This window comes from Pseudomonas inefficax (assembly GCF_900277125.1).
GTDB classification, from domain to species: domain Bacteria; phylum Pseudomonadota; class Gammaproteobacteria; order Pseudomonadales; family Pseudomonadaceae; genus Aquipseudomonas; species Aquipseudomonas inefficax.
Window position 1 is genome coordinate 61,215 of sequence record NZ_OPYN01000179.1, and the last position, 16,820, is coordinate 78,034.

Annotated in this window: 18 protein-coding genes; 9 read left to right on the forward strand and 9 right to left on the reverse strand. The window is 63.6% G+C overall.

What is annotated here, in order from left to right; all coding sequences use genetic code 11:
* Nucleotides 1-76 precede the first annotated feature (76 nt).
* Nucleotides 77-1,054 carry a GTPase gene (yjiA, locus tag JV551A3_RS21835; protein ID WP_133975417.1) on the forward strand — a complete coding sequence of 326 codons (978 nt, stop codon included), beginning with the start codon at nt 77-79 and terminating at the stop codon, nt 1,052-1,054.
* Here the strand turns inward: yjiA and JV551A3_RS21840 are convergent.
* Complete coding sequence (locus tag JV551A3_RS21840; RefSeq protein WP_133979117.1) at nt 1,017-2,501, reverse strand: methylenetetrahydrofolate reductase C-terminal domain-containing protein; 1,485 nt, start codon at nt 2,499-2,501, stop codon at nt 1,017-1,019. The genes yjiA and JV551A3_RS21840 overlap by 38 nt on opposite strands.
* 336 nt (nt 2,502-2,837) lie before the next feature.
* Between JV551A3_RS21840 and metE the strand changes: the two genes are divergently transcribed.
* Together metE and JV551A3_RS21850 are read left to right on the forward strand one after the other, a co-directional pair.
* Nucleotides 2,838-5,129, forward strand: a complete 2,292-nt coding sequence (gene metE, locus JV551A3_RS21845) for a 5-methyltetrahydropteroyltriglutamate--homocysteine S-methyltransferase (protein WP_133975413.1) — start codon at nt 2,838-2,840, stop codon at nt 5,127-5,129.
* Between the two features lie 175 nt (nt 5,130-5,304).
* Nucleotides 5,305-6,024, forward strand: a complete 720-nt coding sequence (locus JV551A3_RS21850; protein WP_133975411.1) for an SDR family NAD(P)-dependent oxidoreductase — start codon at nt 5,305-5,307, stop codon at nt 6,022-6,024.
* A gap of 126 nt (nt 6,025-6,150) precedes the next feature.
* Here the strand turns inward: JV551A3_RS21850 and JV551A3_RS21855 are convergent, their stop codons facing one another.
* Nucleotides 6,151-7,329: an acetyl-CoA C-acetyltransferase gene (locus JV551A3_RS21855; protein ID WP_133975409.1), complete on the reverse strand. Its 1,179-nt coding sequence runs from the start codon at nt 7,327-7,329 to the stop codon at nt 6,151-6,153.
* Between the two features lie 175 nt (nt 7,330-7,504).
* Here JV551A3_RS21855 and JV551A3_RS21860 point away from each other — a divergent pair, with 175 nt between their 5' ends.
* From JV551A3_RS21860 to JV551A3_RS21875, 4 genes are all read left to right on the forward strand, one after another.
* Nucleotides 7,505-7,771, forward strand: a complete 267-nt coding sequence (locus JV551A3_RS21860) for a PepSY domain-containing protein (protein ID WP_133975407.1) — start codon at nt 7,505-7,507, stop codon at nt 7,769-7,771.
* A complete protein-coding gene (locus JV551A3_RS21865) occupies nt 7,768-8,301 on the forward strand; it encodes a cytochrome b/b6 domain-containing protein (protein WP_133975405.1) in 534 nt (177 codons plus the stop codon). The genes JV551A3_RS21860 and JV551A3_RS21865 overlap by 4 nt, the downstream gene beginning before the upstream one ends.
* A 245-nt stretch (nt 8,302-8,546) precedes the next feature.
* Nucleotides 8,547-9,758: an enoyl-ACP reductase FabV gene (gene fabV, locus JV551A3_RS21870; RefSeq protein ID WP_075046363.1), complete on the forward strand. Its 1,212-nt coding sequence runs from the start codon at nt 8,547-8,549 to the stop codon at nt 9,756-9,758.
* A gap of 166 nt (nt 9,759-9,924) precedes the next feature.
* Nucleotides 9,925-10,833, forward strand: a complete 909-nt coding sequence (locus tag JV551A3_RS21875) for an alpha/beta hydrolase family protein (protein ID WP_133975403.1) — start codon at nt 9,925-9,927, stop codon at nt 10,831-10,833.
* Nucleotides 10,834-10,963: 130 nt separating this feature from the next.
* Here JV551A3_RS21875 and JV551A3_RS21880 read toward each other — a convergent pair whose 3' ends face one another.
* Genes JV551A3_RS21880 through JV551A3_RS21895 form a run of 4 tightly spaced genes read right to left on the reverse strand, consistent with a single transcriptional unit; the run spans nt 10,964 to nt 12,935 of the window.
* Nucleotides 10,964-11,305, reverse strand: a complete 342-nt coding sequence (locus JV551A3_RS21880) for a HopJ type III effector protein (protein ID WP_112250156.1) — start codon at nt 11,303-11,305, stop codon at nt 10,964-10,966.
* Nucleotides 11,298-11,594: a DUF1244 domain-containing protein gene (locus JV551A3_RS21885; RefSeq protein WP_003260708.1), complete on the reverse strand. Its 297-nt coding sequence runs from the start codon at nt 11,592-11,594 to the stop codon at nt 11,298-11,300. The genes JV551A3_RS21880 and JV551A3_RS21885 overlap by 8 nt, the downstream gene beginning before the upstream one ends.
* Before the next feature lie 9 nt (nt 11,595-11,603).
* A complete protein-coding gene (gene folM / locus JV551A3_RS21890; RefSeq protein ID WP_112250158.1) occupies nt 11,604-12,341 on the reverse strand; it encodes a dihydromonapterin reductase in 738 nt (245 codons plus the stop codon).
* Between the two features lie 33 nt (nt 12,342-12,374).
* Nucleotides 12,375-12,935 (reverse strand): antibiotic biosynthesis monooxygenase, encoded by a 561-nt coding sequence (locus JV551A3_RS21895; RefSeq protein WP_133975399.1) that lies wholly within the window; start codon nt 12,933-12,935, stop codon nt 12,375-12,377.
* 219 nt (nt 12,936-13,154) lie between these two features.
* On the opposite strand from JV551A3_RS21895, the gene JV551A3_RS21900 reads away from it, so the two are divergent.
* Nucleotides 13,155-14,090: a MerR family transcriptional regulator gene (locus tag JV551A3_RS21900; RefSeq protein WP_133975495.1), complete on the forward strand. Its 936-nt coding sequence runs from the start codon at nt 13,155-13,157 to the stop codon at nt 14,088-14,090.
* On the opposite strand, the gene JV551A3_RS21905 is transcribed toward JV551A3_RS21900, so the two are convergent.
* Both JV551A3_RS21905 and JV551A3_RS21910 read right to left on the reverse strand, forming a co-directional pair.
* Nucleotides 14,075-14,692 carry a hypothetical protein gene (locus JV551A3_RS21905; RefSeq protein WP_112250164.1) on the reverse strand — a complete coding sequence of 206 codons (618 nt, stop codon included), beginning with the start codon at nt 14,690-14,692 and terminating at the stop codon, nt 14,075-14,077. The two genes, JV551A3_RS21900 and JV551A3_RS21905, sit on opposite strands and share 16 nt — an antisense overlap.
* A 56-nt stretch (nt 14,693-14,748) precedes the next feature.
* Nucleotides 14,749-15,177 (reverse strand): PAS domain S-box protein, encoded by a 429-nt coding sequence (locus JV551A3_RS21910; RefSeq protein WP_112250166.1) that lies wholly within the window; start codon nt 15,175-15,177, stop codon nt 14,749-14,751.
* A 128-nt stretch (nt 15,178-15,305) separates the two neighbouring features.
* Between JV551A3_RS21910 and JV551A3_RS21915 the strand changes: the two genes are divergently transcribed.
* Nucleotides 15,306-15,761: a flavodoxin gene (locus JV551A3_RS21915; RefSeq protein ID WP_133975397.1), complete on the forward strand. Its 456-nt coding sequence runs from the start codon at nt 15,306-15,308 to the stop codon at nt 15,759-15,761.
* A 148-nt stretch (nt 15,762-15,909) separates the two neighbouring features.
* Here the strand turns inward: JV551A3_RS21915 and JV551A3_RS21920 are convergent, their stop codons facing one another.
* Nucleotides 15,910-16,791, reverse strand: a complete 882-nt coding sequence (locus JV551A3_RS21920; RefSeq protein ID WP_133975395.1) for a LysR family transcriptional regulator — start codon at nt 16,789-16,791, stop codon at nt 15,910-15,912.
* Nucleotides 16,792-16,820: the final 29 nt, after the last annotated feature.

Sequence of the window (16,820 nt, forward strand, 5' to 3'; positions counted from 1 at the left end):
CCCGATCGCGACACAAGGCCGCTCCTACAGGGATCGCGCTCCCCCCGTCCATTTCACTGCACAGGAGATGTTCTGCGTGCAGACGCCTATTCCCGTAACCGTACTCACTGGCTTCCTCGGTGCCGGCAAGACCACCTTGCTCAAGCACATGCTCAAGGCCGAGCATGGCCTGAAGATCGCCGTGATCGAAAACGAGTTCAGCGAGGCCGGCATCGACAGCCAACTGCTGGGCGACGAGCCGGTGCAGGTGATGACCCTGGCCAATGGCTGCGTGTGCTGCAGCATCCACGGCGACCTGACCCGTGCCTTGTACCTGCTGCTCGAACGCCTGGATGCCGGCGAGATCGCCTTCGACCGCCTGGTAATCGAATGCACCGGCCTGGCCGACCCGGCGCCGGTGGCACAAACCTTCTTCATCGACGAGGAACTGCGTGAGCGCTACATCCTCGACGGCATCATCACCCTGGTCGATGCCGCCCACTCCGAGCTGCACCTGACCCAGACCATCGCCCAGGCCCAGGTCGGCTTTGCCGATCGCCTGCTGCTGAGCAAGACCGACCTGGTCGAGCCCGCTGCAGTCGAGGCCCTGCGCGAGCGCCTGGCCCGCATCAATGGCCGAGCTGCGGTCCGCGTGGTCGAGCATGGCCGCATCGACCTGGCCGAGCTGCTTGATGTGCGTGGTTTCAACCTCAACCCGGATCTGGGCGCGAACCTGAAGCCAGCGCTACGCCCGCTGCTCAAGCCCGCTACCCCGGACCGGATCTCCACCTTGGTGCTGCGCACGGAAAGCCCGTTGGACATCGACCGCCTCAGCGACTTCATGAACGAACTGCTGGAAACCCACGGCAAGCAGCTGCTGCGCTACAAGGGCGTGCTGAACATTGCTAGGGAAGCGCGCAAGCTGGTGTTCCAGGGTGTGCTCAAGCTCTACGGTTTCGACTGGGACGCCGAGTGGGCCGAGGGTGAAACCCGCGAGAGCGTGATGGTGTTCATCGCAGACGAACTGCCCGAAGCTACTATTCGGGCTGGGTTCGAGGCGCTGGCTGCGGGCTGAGCCGGCGTGGGGTGTGGGGCGCGAACCACTGCGGCCATGAGCTGCGGTGGCGTGTTTCGACCTCGATGCACGGGATCAGGCGCTCGGTCAGCAGCGCCGTCTGCCGCACCGCCTTGGCGGTGCGGTACTTGACGCTGTGGATGCACTCGCGGTCGCCGAACTCGCAGCTGTTGAGCGAGGTGCCGCCACAGGGGCCATTGGCCAGGCCCTTGGGGCAGGTTTCCGGGCAGATGTACAGGGTGTCTTCCAGGCGGCAGCGGCCGCAGGTGTCGCAGCCTACCAGCGGTTTCTTCACCGCGTGTTCCACCTTGTGCAGCACCTGCGCGCCGAGGCGGGTGGCCCACATCGGCTGGCGCACGGCCCAGCCAAATGCCTTGCTCAGGCCATTGCGGCGGCTGAACAGCAGCGAATGCATGCCATGCATCAGGTGATAGCGCGCTTTCTCCTTGAACGAGGCATCGACCCGTGACTCGCCCTGGCGCCAGCTTGCCTGCGGCGGATTGAAGCTGACTGCCGGCATGCCGGGCATCTGCCAGCTGGCCTGCCAGGCCGGCGCCCATTGTTCCAGGGTGTGGATTTGCGCCTGCCAGTGCTCGATGCGTGCCTCCAGGGCCAGCAGTTGCTTGAGTTCATGAACCCCCGACAGATGCACGCCGGCGTAGCCCATCAGCTTCACGCCGATGATCTGCAAGGCCAGGCGGTCGACGCTGCGCGCCTGGGCAAAGGCCTTGGACTGCGCCGCTTCTGCTTCCAGCATGTCGCGCATGGACGGTGTGACGGTCACGCCGGCCACGTGCTCGAGCATCGTCGCACGCCCGTGGGTCAGGCTCATCAGGCAGGCCAGCATCGGCCTGGGCGTGGCCTGGCGGCTCATCCAGTGCATGGCTTCCTGGTGTTTGCCGGCATCGAAACCCAGTTGCAGGGTGAGGAAGTCGGCACCCGCCGCCAGTTTTTTCTCGGCCTTGAAGTATTGGGCGCCGCCTTCTTCCTCACAGTACTTGAACGGGTTGAGCGCAGCGCCAAGCAGCCAGTGCGGGCAGGCCTGGCGGGCGATCTGCAGGGCTGCGACCGATTCCAGGTAGCGCACCGGGCGCTGGCCGGGCTGATGGCCCGGCAGGCGGTCGCCGGTGAGTAGCAACAGCTGGTCCAGGCCGGCGGCATCCATGCGTTGCAGTTGGGCGAGCAGGTGGTGGCGTTCGCGGTCTTTTCCGGAGAAGTGCGGCAGGGCGGGTACCGGGTTGCCGAACGAGGCGAGGGCGTCCAGTGGTGACATGTCCAGCGGGCTGCCGACGCGGTCGCCGATGGCCACGGTCATTGGCCAACCGCAGAGGTGCGCACGGGCCAGGATCTCGTCCATGGCGGCAAAGCGTTCTGCGGAGGGCTTGGGGACGAACTCCATGACGCAGACGAAGGTGTATTCGCGCAGCGCGGTTTTTAACAGGCTCATGGGGCCGGGTACCTGGTTTGGTCAGGGTGGCATTGTGCGGCAGAAGGCGGGTGGGGTCATGTCCGGATGCGCAGGGTGGTGCTCTGAATGAGACATTCGGGTTTGTCTGTGCTGCCCTCTTCGCGGGCGCGCCCGCTCCCACAGATAATGCATGAACCTTGAAGCTTGTGGGGAACCCTGTGGGAGCGGGCATGCCCGCGAAGGGGCCAATACAGGCAGTACAAATTCATGATCATGAGAAAACCTTGAGTTCATCTCAAATTTAATGAGTTTGTCTCAAGATGGCTGCACCCGGAAAATCCCCCTCATCCATTTATGCATGCTGAGGGACAAGACATGGCACTGGCACACAACCTGGGCTTTCCACGTATCGGCCGCGACCGCGAGCTGAAAAAGGCCCAGGAAGCCTACTGGAAGGGTGAACTCGACGAAGCCGGCCTGCGCGCGGTCGGCCGCGAGCTGCGTGCCCGCCACTGGCAGGTGCAGAAAGATGCCGGCATCGAACTGCTGCCGGTCGGCGACTTCGCCTGGTACGACCAGGTGCTCACCCACTCGCTGACCTTCGGCGTGATCCCGCAGCGTTTTCGCAGCAACGACGCTGCCAGGCCCACCCTGCAGACCCTTTTCGCCATGGCCCGTGGCGCCGTGGGTGACAGCTGCTGCGGCAGCGCGCACCCCCAGGAAATGACCAAGTGGTTCGACACCAACTACCACTACCTGGTCCCCGAATTCACTGCCGACCAGCAGTTCGCCCTGAGCTGGGAGCAGCTGTTCGAAGAAGTGGCAGAAGCCCAGGCTCTGGGCCATGCGGTCAAGCCAGTGGTAATCGGCCCGCTGACCTACCTGTGGCTGGGCAAGGCCAAGGGTGGCGATTTCGACAAGCTGGAGCTGCTCGACCGCCTGTTGCCGCTGTACGACCAGATCCTCAACCGCCTGGCTGCCCAAGGCGTGGAATGGGTACAGATCGATGAACCGATCCTGGCCCTGGACCTGCCTCAGGCCTGGAAGAACGCCTACGAGCGCGTCTACAACATCCTTCAGCGGGCGCCACTGAAGAAGCTGATCGCCACCTACTTCGGCGGCCTGGAAGACAACCTGGGCCTGGCCGCCAACCTGCCGGTCGATGGCCTGCACATCGACCTGGTGCGGGCGCCCGAGCAGTACCCGACCATTCTCGACCGCTTGCCGGCCTACAAGGTGCTGTCGCTGGGCCTGGTCAACGGCCGCAACGTCTGGCGCTGTGACCTGGAAAAGGCGCTGGAGGTATTGCGCCATGCCCATGAGCGCCTGGGGGAACGGCTGTGGGTGGCGCCGTCCTGTTCGCTGTTGCACAGCCCGGTGGACCTGGACCGTGAAGACCAGCTCGATGCCGAACTGCACAGCTGGCTGGCCTTCGCCGTGCAGAAGTGCCAGGAAGCGGCACTGCTGGCCAAGGCCATCAATGCCCCGCAAGCCGACGATGTTGCCGCCGCACTGGCCCAGAGCCAGGCCGTGCAAGCCAGCCGCGCCGCTTCGCCGCGTATTCACAAACCTGCCGTGCAGGCCCGCCTGGCAGCCATCAAGCCCACTGACAGCCAGCGTCAATCGGCGTTTGCCCAACGTATCGTCAAGCAACGTGCGGGGCTCGACTTGCCCACCTTTCCGACCACCACCATCGGTTCGTTCCCACAGACCCCGGCGATTCGCCTGGCACGCCAGGCCTACAGGCAGGGCAAGCTGACCGAGGCCGATTACGCCGAGGCCATGCACAGCGAGATCCGCCATGCGGTGAAAATCCAGGAGGACCTGGGCCTGGATGTACTGGTGCACGGTGAGGCCGAGCGCAACGACATGGTCGAATACTTCGCCGAGCAGATCGATGGCTATGCGTTCACCCGCTTCGGCTGGGTGCAGAGTTACGGTTCGCGTTGTGTGAAGCCTGCGGTGATCGTTGGCGACCTGAGCCGGACGAAGGCCATGACCGTAGAATGGATCACCTATGCCCAGGGCCTGACCAGCAAGGTGATGAAGGGCATGCTGACCGGGCCGGTGACCATGCTGATGTGGTCGTTCCCGCGTGAAGACGTGAGCCGCGAGGTGCAGGCGCGTCAACTGGCGCTGGCGATTCGCGACGAAGTGGTCGACCTGGAAGCGGCGGGTATCAGGATCGTGCAGATCGACGAAGCGGCTTTCCGTGAAGGCCTGCCGCTACGCCACGGCGCCTGGGCCAATTACCTGGAGTGGGCCACCGAGGCCTTCCGCCTGGCTGCCTCGGGGGTGCGTGACGAAACCCAGATCCACACCCACATGTGCTACAGCGAGTTCAACGACGTGATCGAGTCGATCGCCGCGATGGATGCCGACGTGATCACCATCGAGACCTCGCGGTCGGACATGGAGCTGCTGGCGGCGTTCGAGCGGTTTGCCTATCCCAACGAGATCGGCCCGGGTGTGTATGACATTCATTCGCCACGGGTGCCGACCCGTGAGGAAATGGTCAAGCTGCTGCGCAAGGCTGCCCGGCGTATCCCGGCCGAGCGCTTGTGGGTCAACCCGGATTGCGGGCTGAAGACCCGTGGCTGGCCGGAGACCGAGGCAGCGCTGATCAATATGGTTGCCGCTGCTCGCGAGTTGCGCGCTACCGCCTGATTATTCGCCGCCTGTACCGGCCTCTTCGCGGGTAAACCCGCTCCCACAGCAGCACCACTGCATTCAAGTTGTGCACGGTACCTGTGGGAGCGGGTTTACCCGCGAAGAGGCCGGCACAGACACTACAAACCCCCTAGAATGTCGGCTCCGATTCAAATCGACAGGGAGTGATGCGATGAGAGTTCTGGTAGTCGGCGCCAGCAAGGGCCTGGGCAAGGCCTTCATGGAAGGGCTGGGAAAACCGGGCGATACAGTGATTGGTGTGTCGCGCGCCAAACCAGCTGCAATGAACATCGGCAAGGGCATCGAAACCCGCTGGATCGAAGCCGACCTCGGCCAGCCGGTTACGGCCGTCGAGACCATCGCCCGGGCTCTGGCCGATGGCGGGGTGGACACTCTGATCTACAACCTCGGCTTGTGGGAGGCCGAGGCCTTCGAAGCGCACTACAGCTTCCTCGTCGACCGCGATGCGCAATTGCAGCGCATGGTCGACTGCAACATCACGGCAACCATCCTGCTGATCAAGCGCCTGCTGCCGTTGCTGCTGGAAAGCGAAAAACCACGCATCATCCTTACCGGTTCCACATCGGGCCTGCCCCAGAGCGGTCGCCCGGAAGTCACCTTCGCCGCTTCCAAGTTCGCCCTGCGCGGCATTGCCGAGGCCTTGCGTGAAGGTTATCGGGGGCAGGGGCTTGGGGTGACGTGCCTGAACCTGGGCTACCTGAATACCGAGGATGGTCTGGAGGTGCCGTTGGCCGAGGCTGCAGTGCGGGGGGAAGGGGGGCTGATACCGCTGCACGATGTGGTGCTGATGGTGCGCACGCTGCTGGAGTTGTCGGCGGCGAGTTATGTGCGCGAGCTGACTCTGCCGGCTATTGCCGATGAGCGATTCTGATATCTGAGGTTTCTTTGCAAGCAGGCCCGCCCTCACAGGTGCAGCACAAATTTCAAGGCGTGTGCGGTACTTGTGGGAGCGGGCAAGCCCGCGAAGAGGCCGGGCCTGTTTAAATCAATCGCTGATTCAACGCTCGATGGCCAAGGCCACCCCTTGCCCGCCACCGATGCACAGGGTCGCCAGGCCTTTCCTGGCATCCCGCTTGATCATTTCGTGCAGCAGGGTCACCAGCACCCGGCAGCCGGAAGCACCAATCGGATGGCCCAAGGCAATCGCCCCGCCATTCACGTTCACCCGCGCAGCATCCCATTCCAGCGCCTTGCCCACGGCCAGCGCCTGCGCGGCAAAGGCTTCGTTGGCTTCGATCAGATCCAGCTCGGCCAATTGCCAGCCGGCTTTGTCCATGCAGCGCTGGGTGGCCGAAACCGGGCCGATGCCCATGATCGCCGGGTCTACACCGGCACTGGCATAAGCCGCAATCCTGGCCAGAACCGGCAGGCCCAGGGCCTCGGCCTTGGCAGCGCTCATCAGCAGCACGGCGGCGGCGCCGTCATTCAGGCTCGAGGCGTTGCCGGCGGTGACGCTGCCATCCTTCTTGAACGCCGGGCGCAGTTTGCCCAGGGATTCGGCGGTGGTATCCGGGCGTGGTTGCTCGTCCCGCGCGAACACCTTGGGCTCGCCCTTTTTCTGCGGCAGCACGATCGGGGTGATTTCATCATCGAAGCGGCCGGCCTCCATGGCCGCCACCGCCTTGCGCTGCGACTCGGCGGCAAAGGCATCCTGCTGCTCGCGGCTTAGACCGTACTGGTCCACCAGGTTTTCGGCCGTGATACCCATGTGGTAATCGTTGAAGGCGTCCCACAGGCCGTCGGTGATCATGCTGTCGATCAGCTGGCCATGGCCCATGCGCTGGCCGGTACGGGCCGAAGGCATCACGTAGGGGGCAAGGCTCATGTTCTCCTGGCCGCCGGCGATTACCACCTCGGCGTCACCGCAGCGGATGGCCTGAGTGGCCAGGTGCAGCGCCTTCAGGCCCGAGCCGCAGACCTTGTTCAGGGTCATTGCCGGCACGCTGAAGGGCAGGCCGGCCTTGATCGCGGCCTGGCGTGCAGGGTTCTGCCCGGCGCCGGCGGTCAGTACCTGGCCCAGGATGACTTCGTCGACCTGCGCCGGGGCCAGCCCGGTCTGCTCCAGCAGGCGCTTGATCACGGCGGCGCCGAGGTCTACTGCAGGTACGGTGGCCAAGGCGCCCTGGAAGCTGCCGATGGCGGTACGGGTTGCTGCGACGATGACCACGTCGTTCATGTTGTTGTTCTCCGTGCGATGGGCGTAATGCCCCAAGCATCGGTGGCTTTGGCTCATTTGTTAAGTTTGTTTTTCTTTATGATTGATCTGGAAAGCAAATGAATGAGCGCAAAGTGGCCCGCAGAACTACGCTTAGGGATGCGCTACAACACTCATCTGAATGGAGTTCATGCCCATGCGTACATTGATTGCCCTGACCCTCTTGATCGGCAGCGGTAGTGCATTCGCGGCCACCGAATGCACCACCGCAGACAAAAGCACCTGGCAGGATCAGGAAAAATTCCAGGCGCAGCTCAAGGAGCAGGGCTACAAGATCAACAAGTTCAAGGTTACCAAGGGTAACTGCTACGAGATCTACGGTTTTGACAAGGATGGCAAGAAGGTCGAAATCTACCATGACCCAGTGACGGGCAAGGCAGTCAAGACCGAGTACCACGATTGAACAGCGACGGCACGGTGCAGCTGTGGGACCCCCTACTGCGGCTGTGCCACTGGTCGATCGCCGTGGTGTTCTTCGCAAATTACTTCTTCAACGAAGAAGGTGACGACTGGCACCAGTGGCTGGGCTACTACGCACTGGCCGTTGTGGTGGTGCGTGTGATTTGGGGCTTTGTCGGGCCACGCAGCGCGCGTTGGGCCGATTTCTGGCCAACCCCGGCAAACCTGCTCGGGCATGCCCGGGCGTTGCTGCATGGGGAGCTTGACCATCACATGGGGCATTCGCCGATTGGCGCGCTGGTGATGGTGCTGATGCTGACCTGCATCGCCGGCCTGGGCCTTACCGGGTGGGCGTCGGAGGAGGTGGACGCGCTGTTTGGCGTCGATTGGCCGATGGACCTGCACAGCTGGCTGGCCAATGGGCTGCTCGTGCTGGTTTGCGTGCATGTGCTCGCGGCCGTCTACGAGAGCGTGCGCATGCGGGAAAACCTGCCGTGGTCGATGATCACTGGGCGCCGTCGCCACCGCGATTGATTGTGGCGGCCTCTTCGCGGGCTTGCCCGCTCCCACAGGTATTGCGCAGCCTTCAGGATTTGCGCCATCCCTGTGGGAGCGGGCGAGCCCGCAAAGAGGCCGGCACAGGAAAACCTCGGTTTTGAATCCCTCTGATCACCCCGTAATATGTGTCGGATAACCTGCAGGGGTAGTCTCACCCTCTGATCAACCGGAATCGCCCACGGTGGCGCTTCCCCCGGCATAAACCTGACGAGGTACAGACATTGGCCATCATTCATCCTAAGGTCCGCGGTTTCATCTGCACCACGACTCACCCGAAGGGCTGCGAGCTCAACGTCCGTGACCAGATCGAAGCCACCCGCAAACTGGGCGTGCGCGAGGATGGCCCGAAGAAGGTCCTGGTCATCGGTGCTTCCAGCGGCTACGGCCTGGCAGCCCGCATCACCGCGGCGTTCGGCTTCAAGGCCGACACCCTGGGCGTGTTCTTCGAAAAACCAGGCACCGAGACCAAGGCCGGCACCGCTGGCTGGTACAACGCTGCAGCCTTCGACAAGTTCGCCAAAGCCGAGGGCCTGTACAGCAAGTCGATCAATGGTGACGCTTTCTCCGACGAAGCCCGTGCCAAGGTCATCGAGCTGATCAAGAACGAAATGGGCGGCAAGGTCGACTTGGTCATCTACTCGCTGGCCTCGCCAGTGCGCAAGCTGCCGCAAACCGGTGAACTGGTGCGTTCGGCCCTGAAGCCGATCGGCCAGCCATACAAGTCGACCGCCATCGACACCAACAAGGACACCATCATCGAGGCCAGCATCGAGCCGGCTACCGAGCAGGAAATCGCCGACACCGTTACCGTCATGGGTGGCCAGGACTGGCAGCTGTGGATCGACGCTCTGGCGGGCGCCAACGTGCTGGCCGAAGGCGCCCGCACCGTGGCCTTCAGCTACATCGGCAGCGATATCACCTGGCCGATCTACTGGCACGGTGCGCTGGGCCAGGCCAAGCAGGACCTGGACGAAACTGCCCTGCGCCTGGACAAGAAACTGGCCGGTGAAGTGAAGGGCGGCGCCAACGTGGCGGTACTGAAGTCGGTGGTTACCCAGGCCAGCTCGGCCATCCCGGTGATGCCGCTGTACCTGTCGATGGTGTTCAAGATCATGCAGGAGAAGGGTGTTCACGAAGGCACCCAGGACCAGCTGGACCGCATGTACCGCGACCGCATGTACCGTGCCGACGGCGCGCCGGCCGAGGTCGACGAGAAGGGCCGCCTGCGCCTGGACGACTGGGAACTGCGTGATGACGTGCAGGACGCCTGCAAGGCGCTGTGGCCACAGGTGACCACCGAGAACCTGTTCGAGCTGACCGACTACGCCGGTTACAAGAAGCAGTTCCTCAACCTGTTCGGCTTCGAGCGCGCTGACGTCAACTACGACGAAGACGTGGCTACTGATGTGAAGTTCGACTGCGTCGAGCTGTAATCGCTATCGGCCTGTACCGGCCTTTCGCGGGTAAACCCGCTCCCACAGGGATCTCACCAAGCCTGAAGGCAGTGGGGGCCCTGTGGGAGCGGGTTTACCCGCGAAGAGGCCGGTACAGGCTATAAAAACTTTGCTAGCTTTGGCGCACAACAACAGGGAATGTGCCATGAGCAGCCTCACCCAACCCGCCACTGCCTTTCGCCACACCGCAGCCGACGGCTACAGCCTCGGCGGCTTCCGCTGGCGCCACGCCCGGCCTGACCCCCAGCGCCCGCTGGTGATCATCAACGCTGCCACCTCGGTACGCTGCCGCTACTACTCGCGTTTCGCCGACTACCTGTTCGCCCAAGGCTGCGATGTGCTGACCTACGACTACCGTGGCATCGGCGAATCCCGCCCGGCCTCGCTGCGCGGCTTCCAGGCATCTTGGAGCGACTGGGGCCGTCTGGATTTCGAAGCCATGCTGATGCACGCCGCAGAACATTTCCCCGGCCAGCCGGTGGACGTGGTGGGGCACAGTTTTGGCGGCTGCGCAGTGGGGCTGGCACCGTCGGCGAGCAAGGTTCGCCGGGTGGTGATGGTTGGCGCACAATTCGCCTACTGGCGCGATTACGCGGCTGGCCAGCGCTGGCAGCTGTTCGGCAAGTGGCATGTGGTAATGCCGCTGCTCACCCGGGTGTTCGGTTATTTTCCCGGCAAGCGCCTGGGTTGGCTGGAGGACACGCCATCCGGCGTGGTGCATGACTGGACCACCCATACCCCGCGCTATGAGCATCGACCCAGCGGGCGTGCACTGGAGGCACTACCGTTCGCCCAGGTGCGGGCGGCGACGCTGGCCATCAGCCTGACCGATGACCCCTTTGGTACCGTGGCGGCGACTGAGCGTTTGCTGGGCTATCTGCAGGGCGCCGAACGCAAGCACCTGCGTATTGCGCCTGTGGATATCTCGGTCGATGAAATTGGCCACTTTGCGTTCTTCCATGACCGGTTTCGCGAAAGTTTGTGGCCGGTGGCGTTGCAGTGGTTGCGGCAGGGGGGGCTGGAGAGCGGGATGCCGGGAACCATCATGGATTGATGGTAGGTTGGAAAATCTGGGGCTGCGTTGCAGCCCATCGCGACGCAAGGCCGCTCCCACAAGAGATCGCATTTCTTCTGTGGGAGCGGCCTTTGTGTCGCGAAAGGGCCGCAAAGCGGCCCCGGCAATCTTACGCCTTGCGCGCAAGCGGCAGCTCGGCGAACTTGACGCCCGCCAGCCCATGCTCGATCAGCGCACGGATATTGCCATGGTCGCTGCCTTCGGGCGTGGCCACCACATCACGGTAGTGCTCGCCGAAGGCCAGCAGCGCTTCCTGGTCGCTCAGCCCTTCCAGCAGCGCCAGGCCCAGGGTCTTGCACGAACCTTCGTTCTGCCCGGCCGCATTCGCCACGCCGCCATTGTCGAAGGCCTGTGGCTGGTAGCTGTAGTTCTCGGCAATGAACGCCAGGGTATCGGCAAACACGTGTTGGCCGCTGGCCAGGCTGGCGCGCAGGGTGTTCAGGTCAGTCACGGGGTTTTCCTTTTTCGAACGCCGCTTGTTGGTCGGCGCTGGCTTCTTTCTGGTATTGGGCTTTCCACTCGGCGTAGGGCATGCCGTACACCGCTTCGCGGGCGTCATCCAGGCTCAGGTCGAGCTGGCGCTCGTCAGCCGCGGCCTTGTACCACTTGGACAGGCAATTGCGGCAGAAGCCGGACAGGTTCATCAGGTCGATGTTCTGCACGTCGGTGCGCTTCTGCAGGTGTTCGACCAGGCGCCGGAACGCGGCGGCTTCGAGTTCGAGCTGTTGCTGTGGGGTCATGGGCTTCTCTCAGGTCATGCGGTTCTTCAGGTGGCGGCCACCGTTGATGACCACCTGGCTGCCGGTGCTGTACTGGCTGGCGAGCAGGTACTTGACCGTCTCGATCAGCGGGCCGGCGCCGGGTTCGAACTCCAGCAGGGCCTTCTTCAGGGTCTGCTGGCGGTAGGTTTCGTCACCCCCTTCCTTGAGGATCAGCAGCCCCGGCAGGATACCGTTCACATGCACCTTGGGCGCATATTTTTCGGCGAATGACAGCACCATGTTCTGCAACGCGGCCTTGGTCGCGGCGTAGCCGATGTGGCTTTTGCTGCCGCGCGAAGAGGTTTCGTCGCAAATGTGAATGATGTCGGCCTTTTCCACCTTGGCCAGCAGGTCGCCCAGGGCCAGGTTGAGATGGTAGGGCGCTTCGACGTGCAGGCGGAACATGGTCTCGAGGTTGTCGAGGCCATCGTCGAGCCAAAGCGAGGCGTTGTGGATGATCGCGCGCAGGCCGTCGTAATGGTTGTGCAGGTGGTCGATCAAAGCCTGGCGGTCGGCCAGCTGGCACAGGTCGGCCTGGAACTGCACGATGTTCGGGTGGGCCGTCTGAGGCTGAATGCTGCGGCTGGCACTGACCACCTTATGGCCGGCCTGCGCCAGTTCAAGGGCCAGGGCCAGCCCGACGCGCTGGCTGGCTCCGGTAACGAGAATGGGGCTGTTCATGTTCGGGGCGGTCAACTTGTCTGTCCTTTGGTTGCCGCCCAGCATACCCGAACTGTCTTCCGCGTGTACGGCCTGGCCTCAGCGGCTACGCAGGGCGCCAGCGGGGGCCGCAGATGCATGCAGCCAGCCGGCCAGCAGGCGCGTGGACAGGGGGATGAACAGGTAGACCATCAACGGCGTCAGGCCCAGGGTGCTGAGCAGTACCCGTGGTACCAGGTCCAGGGGTGCCAGCCAATGGCCGAACACCAGATTGAACACCAGCGAGACCGGGAAGAAGGCCAGCCAGATGGCCACGGCCTGCTTCCAGCGTGGCGGTTTTTGCACCATGTTGGTGCCAAACCAGTCATCAATGCCGCTCACGCGCGCCTCTTTGGGGCGTTCGAACAGGCCGTTGCCGCGTTGCAACCAGGCCCGGCGCGAGGCGGAATGCTCCCAGGCATGCAGGGTCGGCTCGTCGCTGAAACGGAAAATGATCTGGAATTCGTCGCTGTCGCGGGGTGGCGCGAGGATGCCCGAGCCAAGGTAGCCGGGGAAGTCGGTTGCCAGCTGTTCGCCTTCATGCAGCCAGGCCAGCAGGTCCTGGTAGCGGCCATGGGCGGCGCGGCGCGACACCATCAAGGTAACGGGTGGGGTAGACATCGTGTATCTCCTGGCAACAGGGCTGGCGGGTAGCCGGCCCCTTTGGCTGTGTGGCCCGGGGTGGTGGGCGACGCAGGCGTGCATGCAAGAATCGGGCGCGGATTATCGCCCATGCGCGATCTTCGGCAACTGTCAGCCGGCAAACGGTTGCGGCCCAGCGTCTGGTGTAGCCGTAGTAGACTAGGTGTTCAACTTGGGCAGACAGGGTACTCCGTGCAGATGAACGACCAGGGGCTGAATCCGGTAATCGATGCGGGCCTCGCGCAGCAGGACCTGTTTCCGATCCGTGAGGTTTCCCGTCTGACCGGCGTCAATGCCGTGACCTTGCGCGCCTGGGAGCGCCGCCACGGCCTGATCCAGCCAACCCGCACCGACAGCGGCCACCGCCTGTATTCCCAGGCCGATATCGATGACATCCGTCGCATTCTTGGCTGGCTGGAGCGCGGCGTGGCGGTAAGCAAGGTCGCCAGCATCCTCGCGCGCGACCATGCCCTTGCCGGCCAGGCAGGTGGCGCGGCGGGTGCCTGGGTGCGCTGGCAGCAGCAGATTCGCCAGGCGCTGCAACGTTTTGACCTGGCCAGCCTGGACCGCCTGTTCGACGAGGTGTTTGCCGCCTGCACCCTGGACCAGGTATTTGCTGAAGTGTTCATGCCGGTGTGGCATGACCTGGCGGCCGGGCAGGGCGGCTACGGGCAGGCCAGCGAGTGGCTGTTCCTCGATCAGTTCTTGCGTGGCCGGGTGTCCACTCGCTTGCAACTAGCCCGTGCACCGCGCAGCCGCATGGTGCTGCTGGCGCCGTTGCCGGGGCAGTGCCACGAGCTGGAACTGCTGGTGACCAGCCTGACCCTGGGCAGCGATGAAGTTGGCGTAACGCCATTGGCGAGCGGGCAGCCGCTGGAGGAACTGGCACTGGTCTGCGAGCGCCTGAAGCCGAATGTCCTGGTGCTGTTTTCCCATCAGCCGCCCACAATGGAGCTCACCCGGCGCCTGACGCGCCTGGTGGCAGGGCTGGAATGCCCGATGTTACTGGCTGGTGAAGCGGCGGAACTGGCACAGGACAGCCTTGCTGGCAGCCCGATTGCCTGCCTGGGCGCGCAGGGTAGCGTGATGCGCCAGCGTTTGCGGCAGTTTCTGGCCGGTCAGCTCGATACCTGAGTGTGAAGCTCGGGGTGAGCCCGGCGATGGGCCTGGAGGATATAGTCACGCAGGCGTTCGATCTCTTCGGCCGGGCTTTGGCTAAGATCGTAGGCGGCCAGGTCCGGGCCGATGCGCCGCCCCAGCACGCCATGCAGTTCGATGGGAGGGATGTTGCCAGGGGCGAAGCGCAGTTCGAAGCGGGCTGGTGCCGCTGGCAGGCCACGGACTTCGAGCAACGTACCCTTGAACGAAATATCGCGAACCCACAGGCCGCTTTCCTGCCCATGGGCATCGAGCAGTGCGCTCGGCTGCTCCATCGACAGGCGCCAGGGGCGCAGCATGGGGCCGTCTTCGTAGATTTCCGGTGAGCCCAGTTGCAGGTGCAGGGCATGGAACTCGTCTTCCACCAGTTGCAGCGGGAAGCTGATCTGCTGGTTGTTGAACTGCGCCTGCAGGGTTACCTGTTCGTTGGCCACCAAGCGGGTGAGCAAGCTCTGGATGCGGCGGTCGCCATTGACCAGCAGGCTCGACATGGGGTCGGCCAGGTTCAACTGCGGCGAATGCTGCATGTTCTGTATGAAATCCAGCTCGTCCTGGGTCAGGAGCGCTTCTGCTTGCATGATCGAACTCGATGGCGATTTCTTCAACGGGATTGACCGTGCGTGGCTTACCTGGTTCAGGTGCGTTCGTCGGGTTTCGGACGAACGCGCAGCTGCGCAAGTTCCCGCTCCAGTTCGACCTGGCGAGTGACGTCTTTCTGAATGCCGATGAAGTAGGTGCGCTGTTCGACGTCGTGCCTTACCGGGGTGATCGACAGTTCGTTCCAGAAAGCGCTGCCATCCTTGCGGTAGTTGCGCAGCACTTCGCGGCACGGTCGGCCTTCGGCCAGGGCCTTGCGGATGCGGGCGCGGCCAAGCTGGTCGCGGTCGTCTGCCTGCAGGAAGCGGCAGTCCTGATAGAGAATTTCGTCACGGCTGTAGCCGGTCAGGCGTTCGAAGGCCGCGTTCACGTAGATGAGGATGGTGTCGTCGCCTTCCTGTTCGGCGACCACGATGCCGTCATTGGACGCATCGACCATGGATTGCAGCAGTTGCGCGTTGATCATGTTCGGGCCGTTGAGTAAACAAGGGTGCGAAGCAGGGCTGGGGATGGTGACTTTGGTAGAGGCGGCCTTTTGCCAGCGCCGGATGCTAGTATCCTACGTTTTCACTCAGTTTCGGAATCCTCTACCCGATGAAAGTCGCCATTATTTCCGGATCGGTCTATGGCACCGCCGAAGAAGTCGCCCGTCACGCTGAATCGCTGCTCAAGGCTGCGGGCCTGGAGGCCTGGCATGCGGCGCGCGCCACCTTGCAGGACCTTCAAGGTTTCGCCCCCGACGCTTTGCTGGCCGTGACATCGACCACTGGCATGGGCGAACTGCCGGACAGCCTCATGCCGTTGTACAGCAGCATTCGTGACACCCTGCCTGCGGCCTGGCGTGGCCTGCCGGGTGCGGTGATTGCGTTGGGTGACAGCAGTTATGGCGATACCTATTGCGGTGGTGGCGAGCAAATGCGCGAACTGTTTGCCGAACTGGGCGTGCGGGAAGTGCAGCCGATGCTGCGCCTGGATGCCAGCGAGACGGTGACACCGGAGGCGGATGCAGAGCCTTGGTTGGCTGAGCTTGTTCAAGCACTGAAGGCCTGACTCGAGGCTTCACGCGATCCCTTGTAGGAGCGGCCTTGTGTCGCGAAAGGGCCGCATAGCGGCCCCAGCAATGTTTGCAACGCCGCGGAGATCCTGGGGCTGCTTTGCAGCCCTTTCGCGACACAAGGCCGCTCCTACAGGGATCGCGTCAGCCGGGATGTTCGCGTAGTAAAGACAACCACGCCTGCGCCGCCCGTGACAGATACGCACCACGCCGCCAGATGAACGCGATATCCCACCGCAAATCCCCTGGCGAGCGCAGCGGCAAACGCACCACACCGGGGCGCTCCAGCGCTTTCGCCACCACACGGGGCAGCAGCACTACGCCCTGGCCCGCCGCCACAAGCGCCGCGAGGAAGTCCGCCTGGCCACTGCGTCCGCCTTCCCTGGGGGTAAAACCCTCCTGCTGGCACGCCTTCAGTAGCCGATCGTTCAGCACGAAACTGCGCTGGTAAAGCAGGAACGGCGTATCGGCCAACTGCCGCAAGTCCACTCCGCCCTGGCCCGCAAGCTTGTGGCCGGCAGGCAAAAGGGCATCCAGCGGTTCGTTGCAGAACGGCTGGTACTCGAACGCCTCGTCAGCGGGGGTCAGGCTGCCACCCAGTTCCAGTTCGCCACTTCGGACCGCCTGTTCGATGCTGCGGCTGCCGCCTTCGAGCAATTGGATCGCGATGTTCGGGTGACGCCGCCGATACTCGGCGAACAACCCGGCGAACAGCGCGTCGCTGCCCAGCATCGGCAAGCCCAGGCGCAGCTCACCGCGGCCCATCTGGCTGAGGTCGTCCAGTTCGCTGAGCAATGCCTGACGCTGGCGCAGCAAGGCTTCGCCACGCTCCAGCACAATGCGCCCGGCAGCGGTCAGGTGCAGCTGCGAGGCCTGGCGCTCCAGCAGTGGCTGGCCCACATCTTGCTCCAACTGGGCAACCTGTTTGCTCACTGCCGACTGGCTGATGTGCAGGGTCTGCGCCGCCTGGGTAAAACCGCCGCGGTGGACCACTTCGATAAAGCTGCGCAGCTGTTTGAATTCCATGATCGCAATTCCATTCTGGAATGGCATTC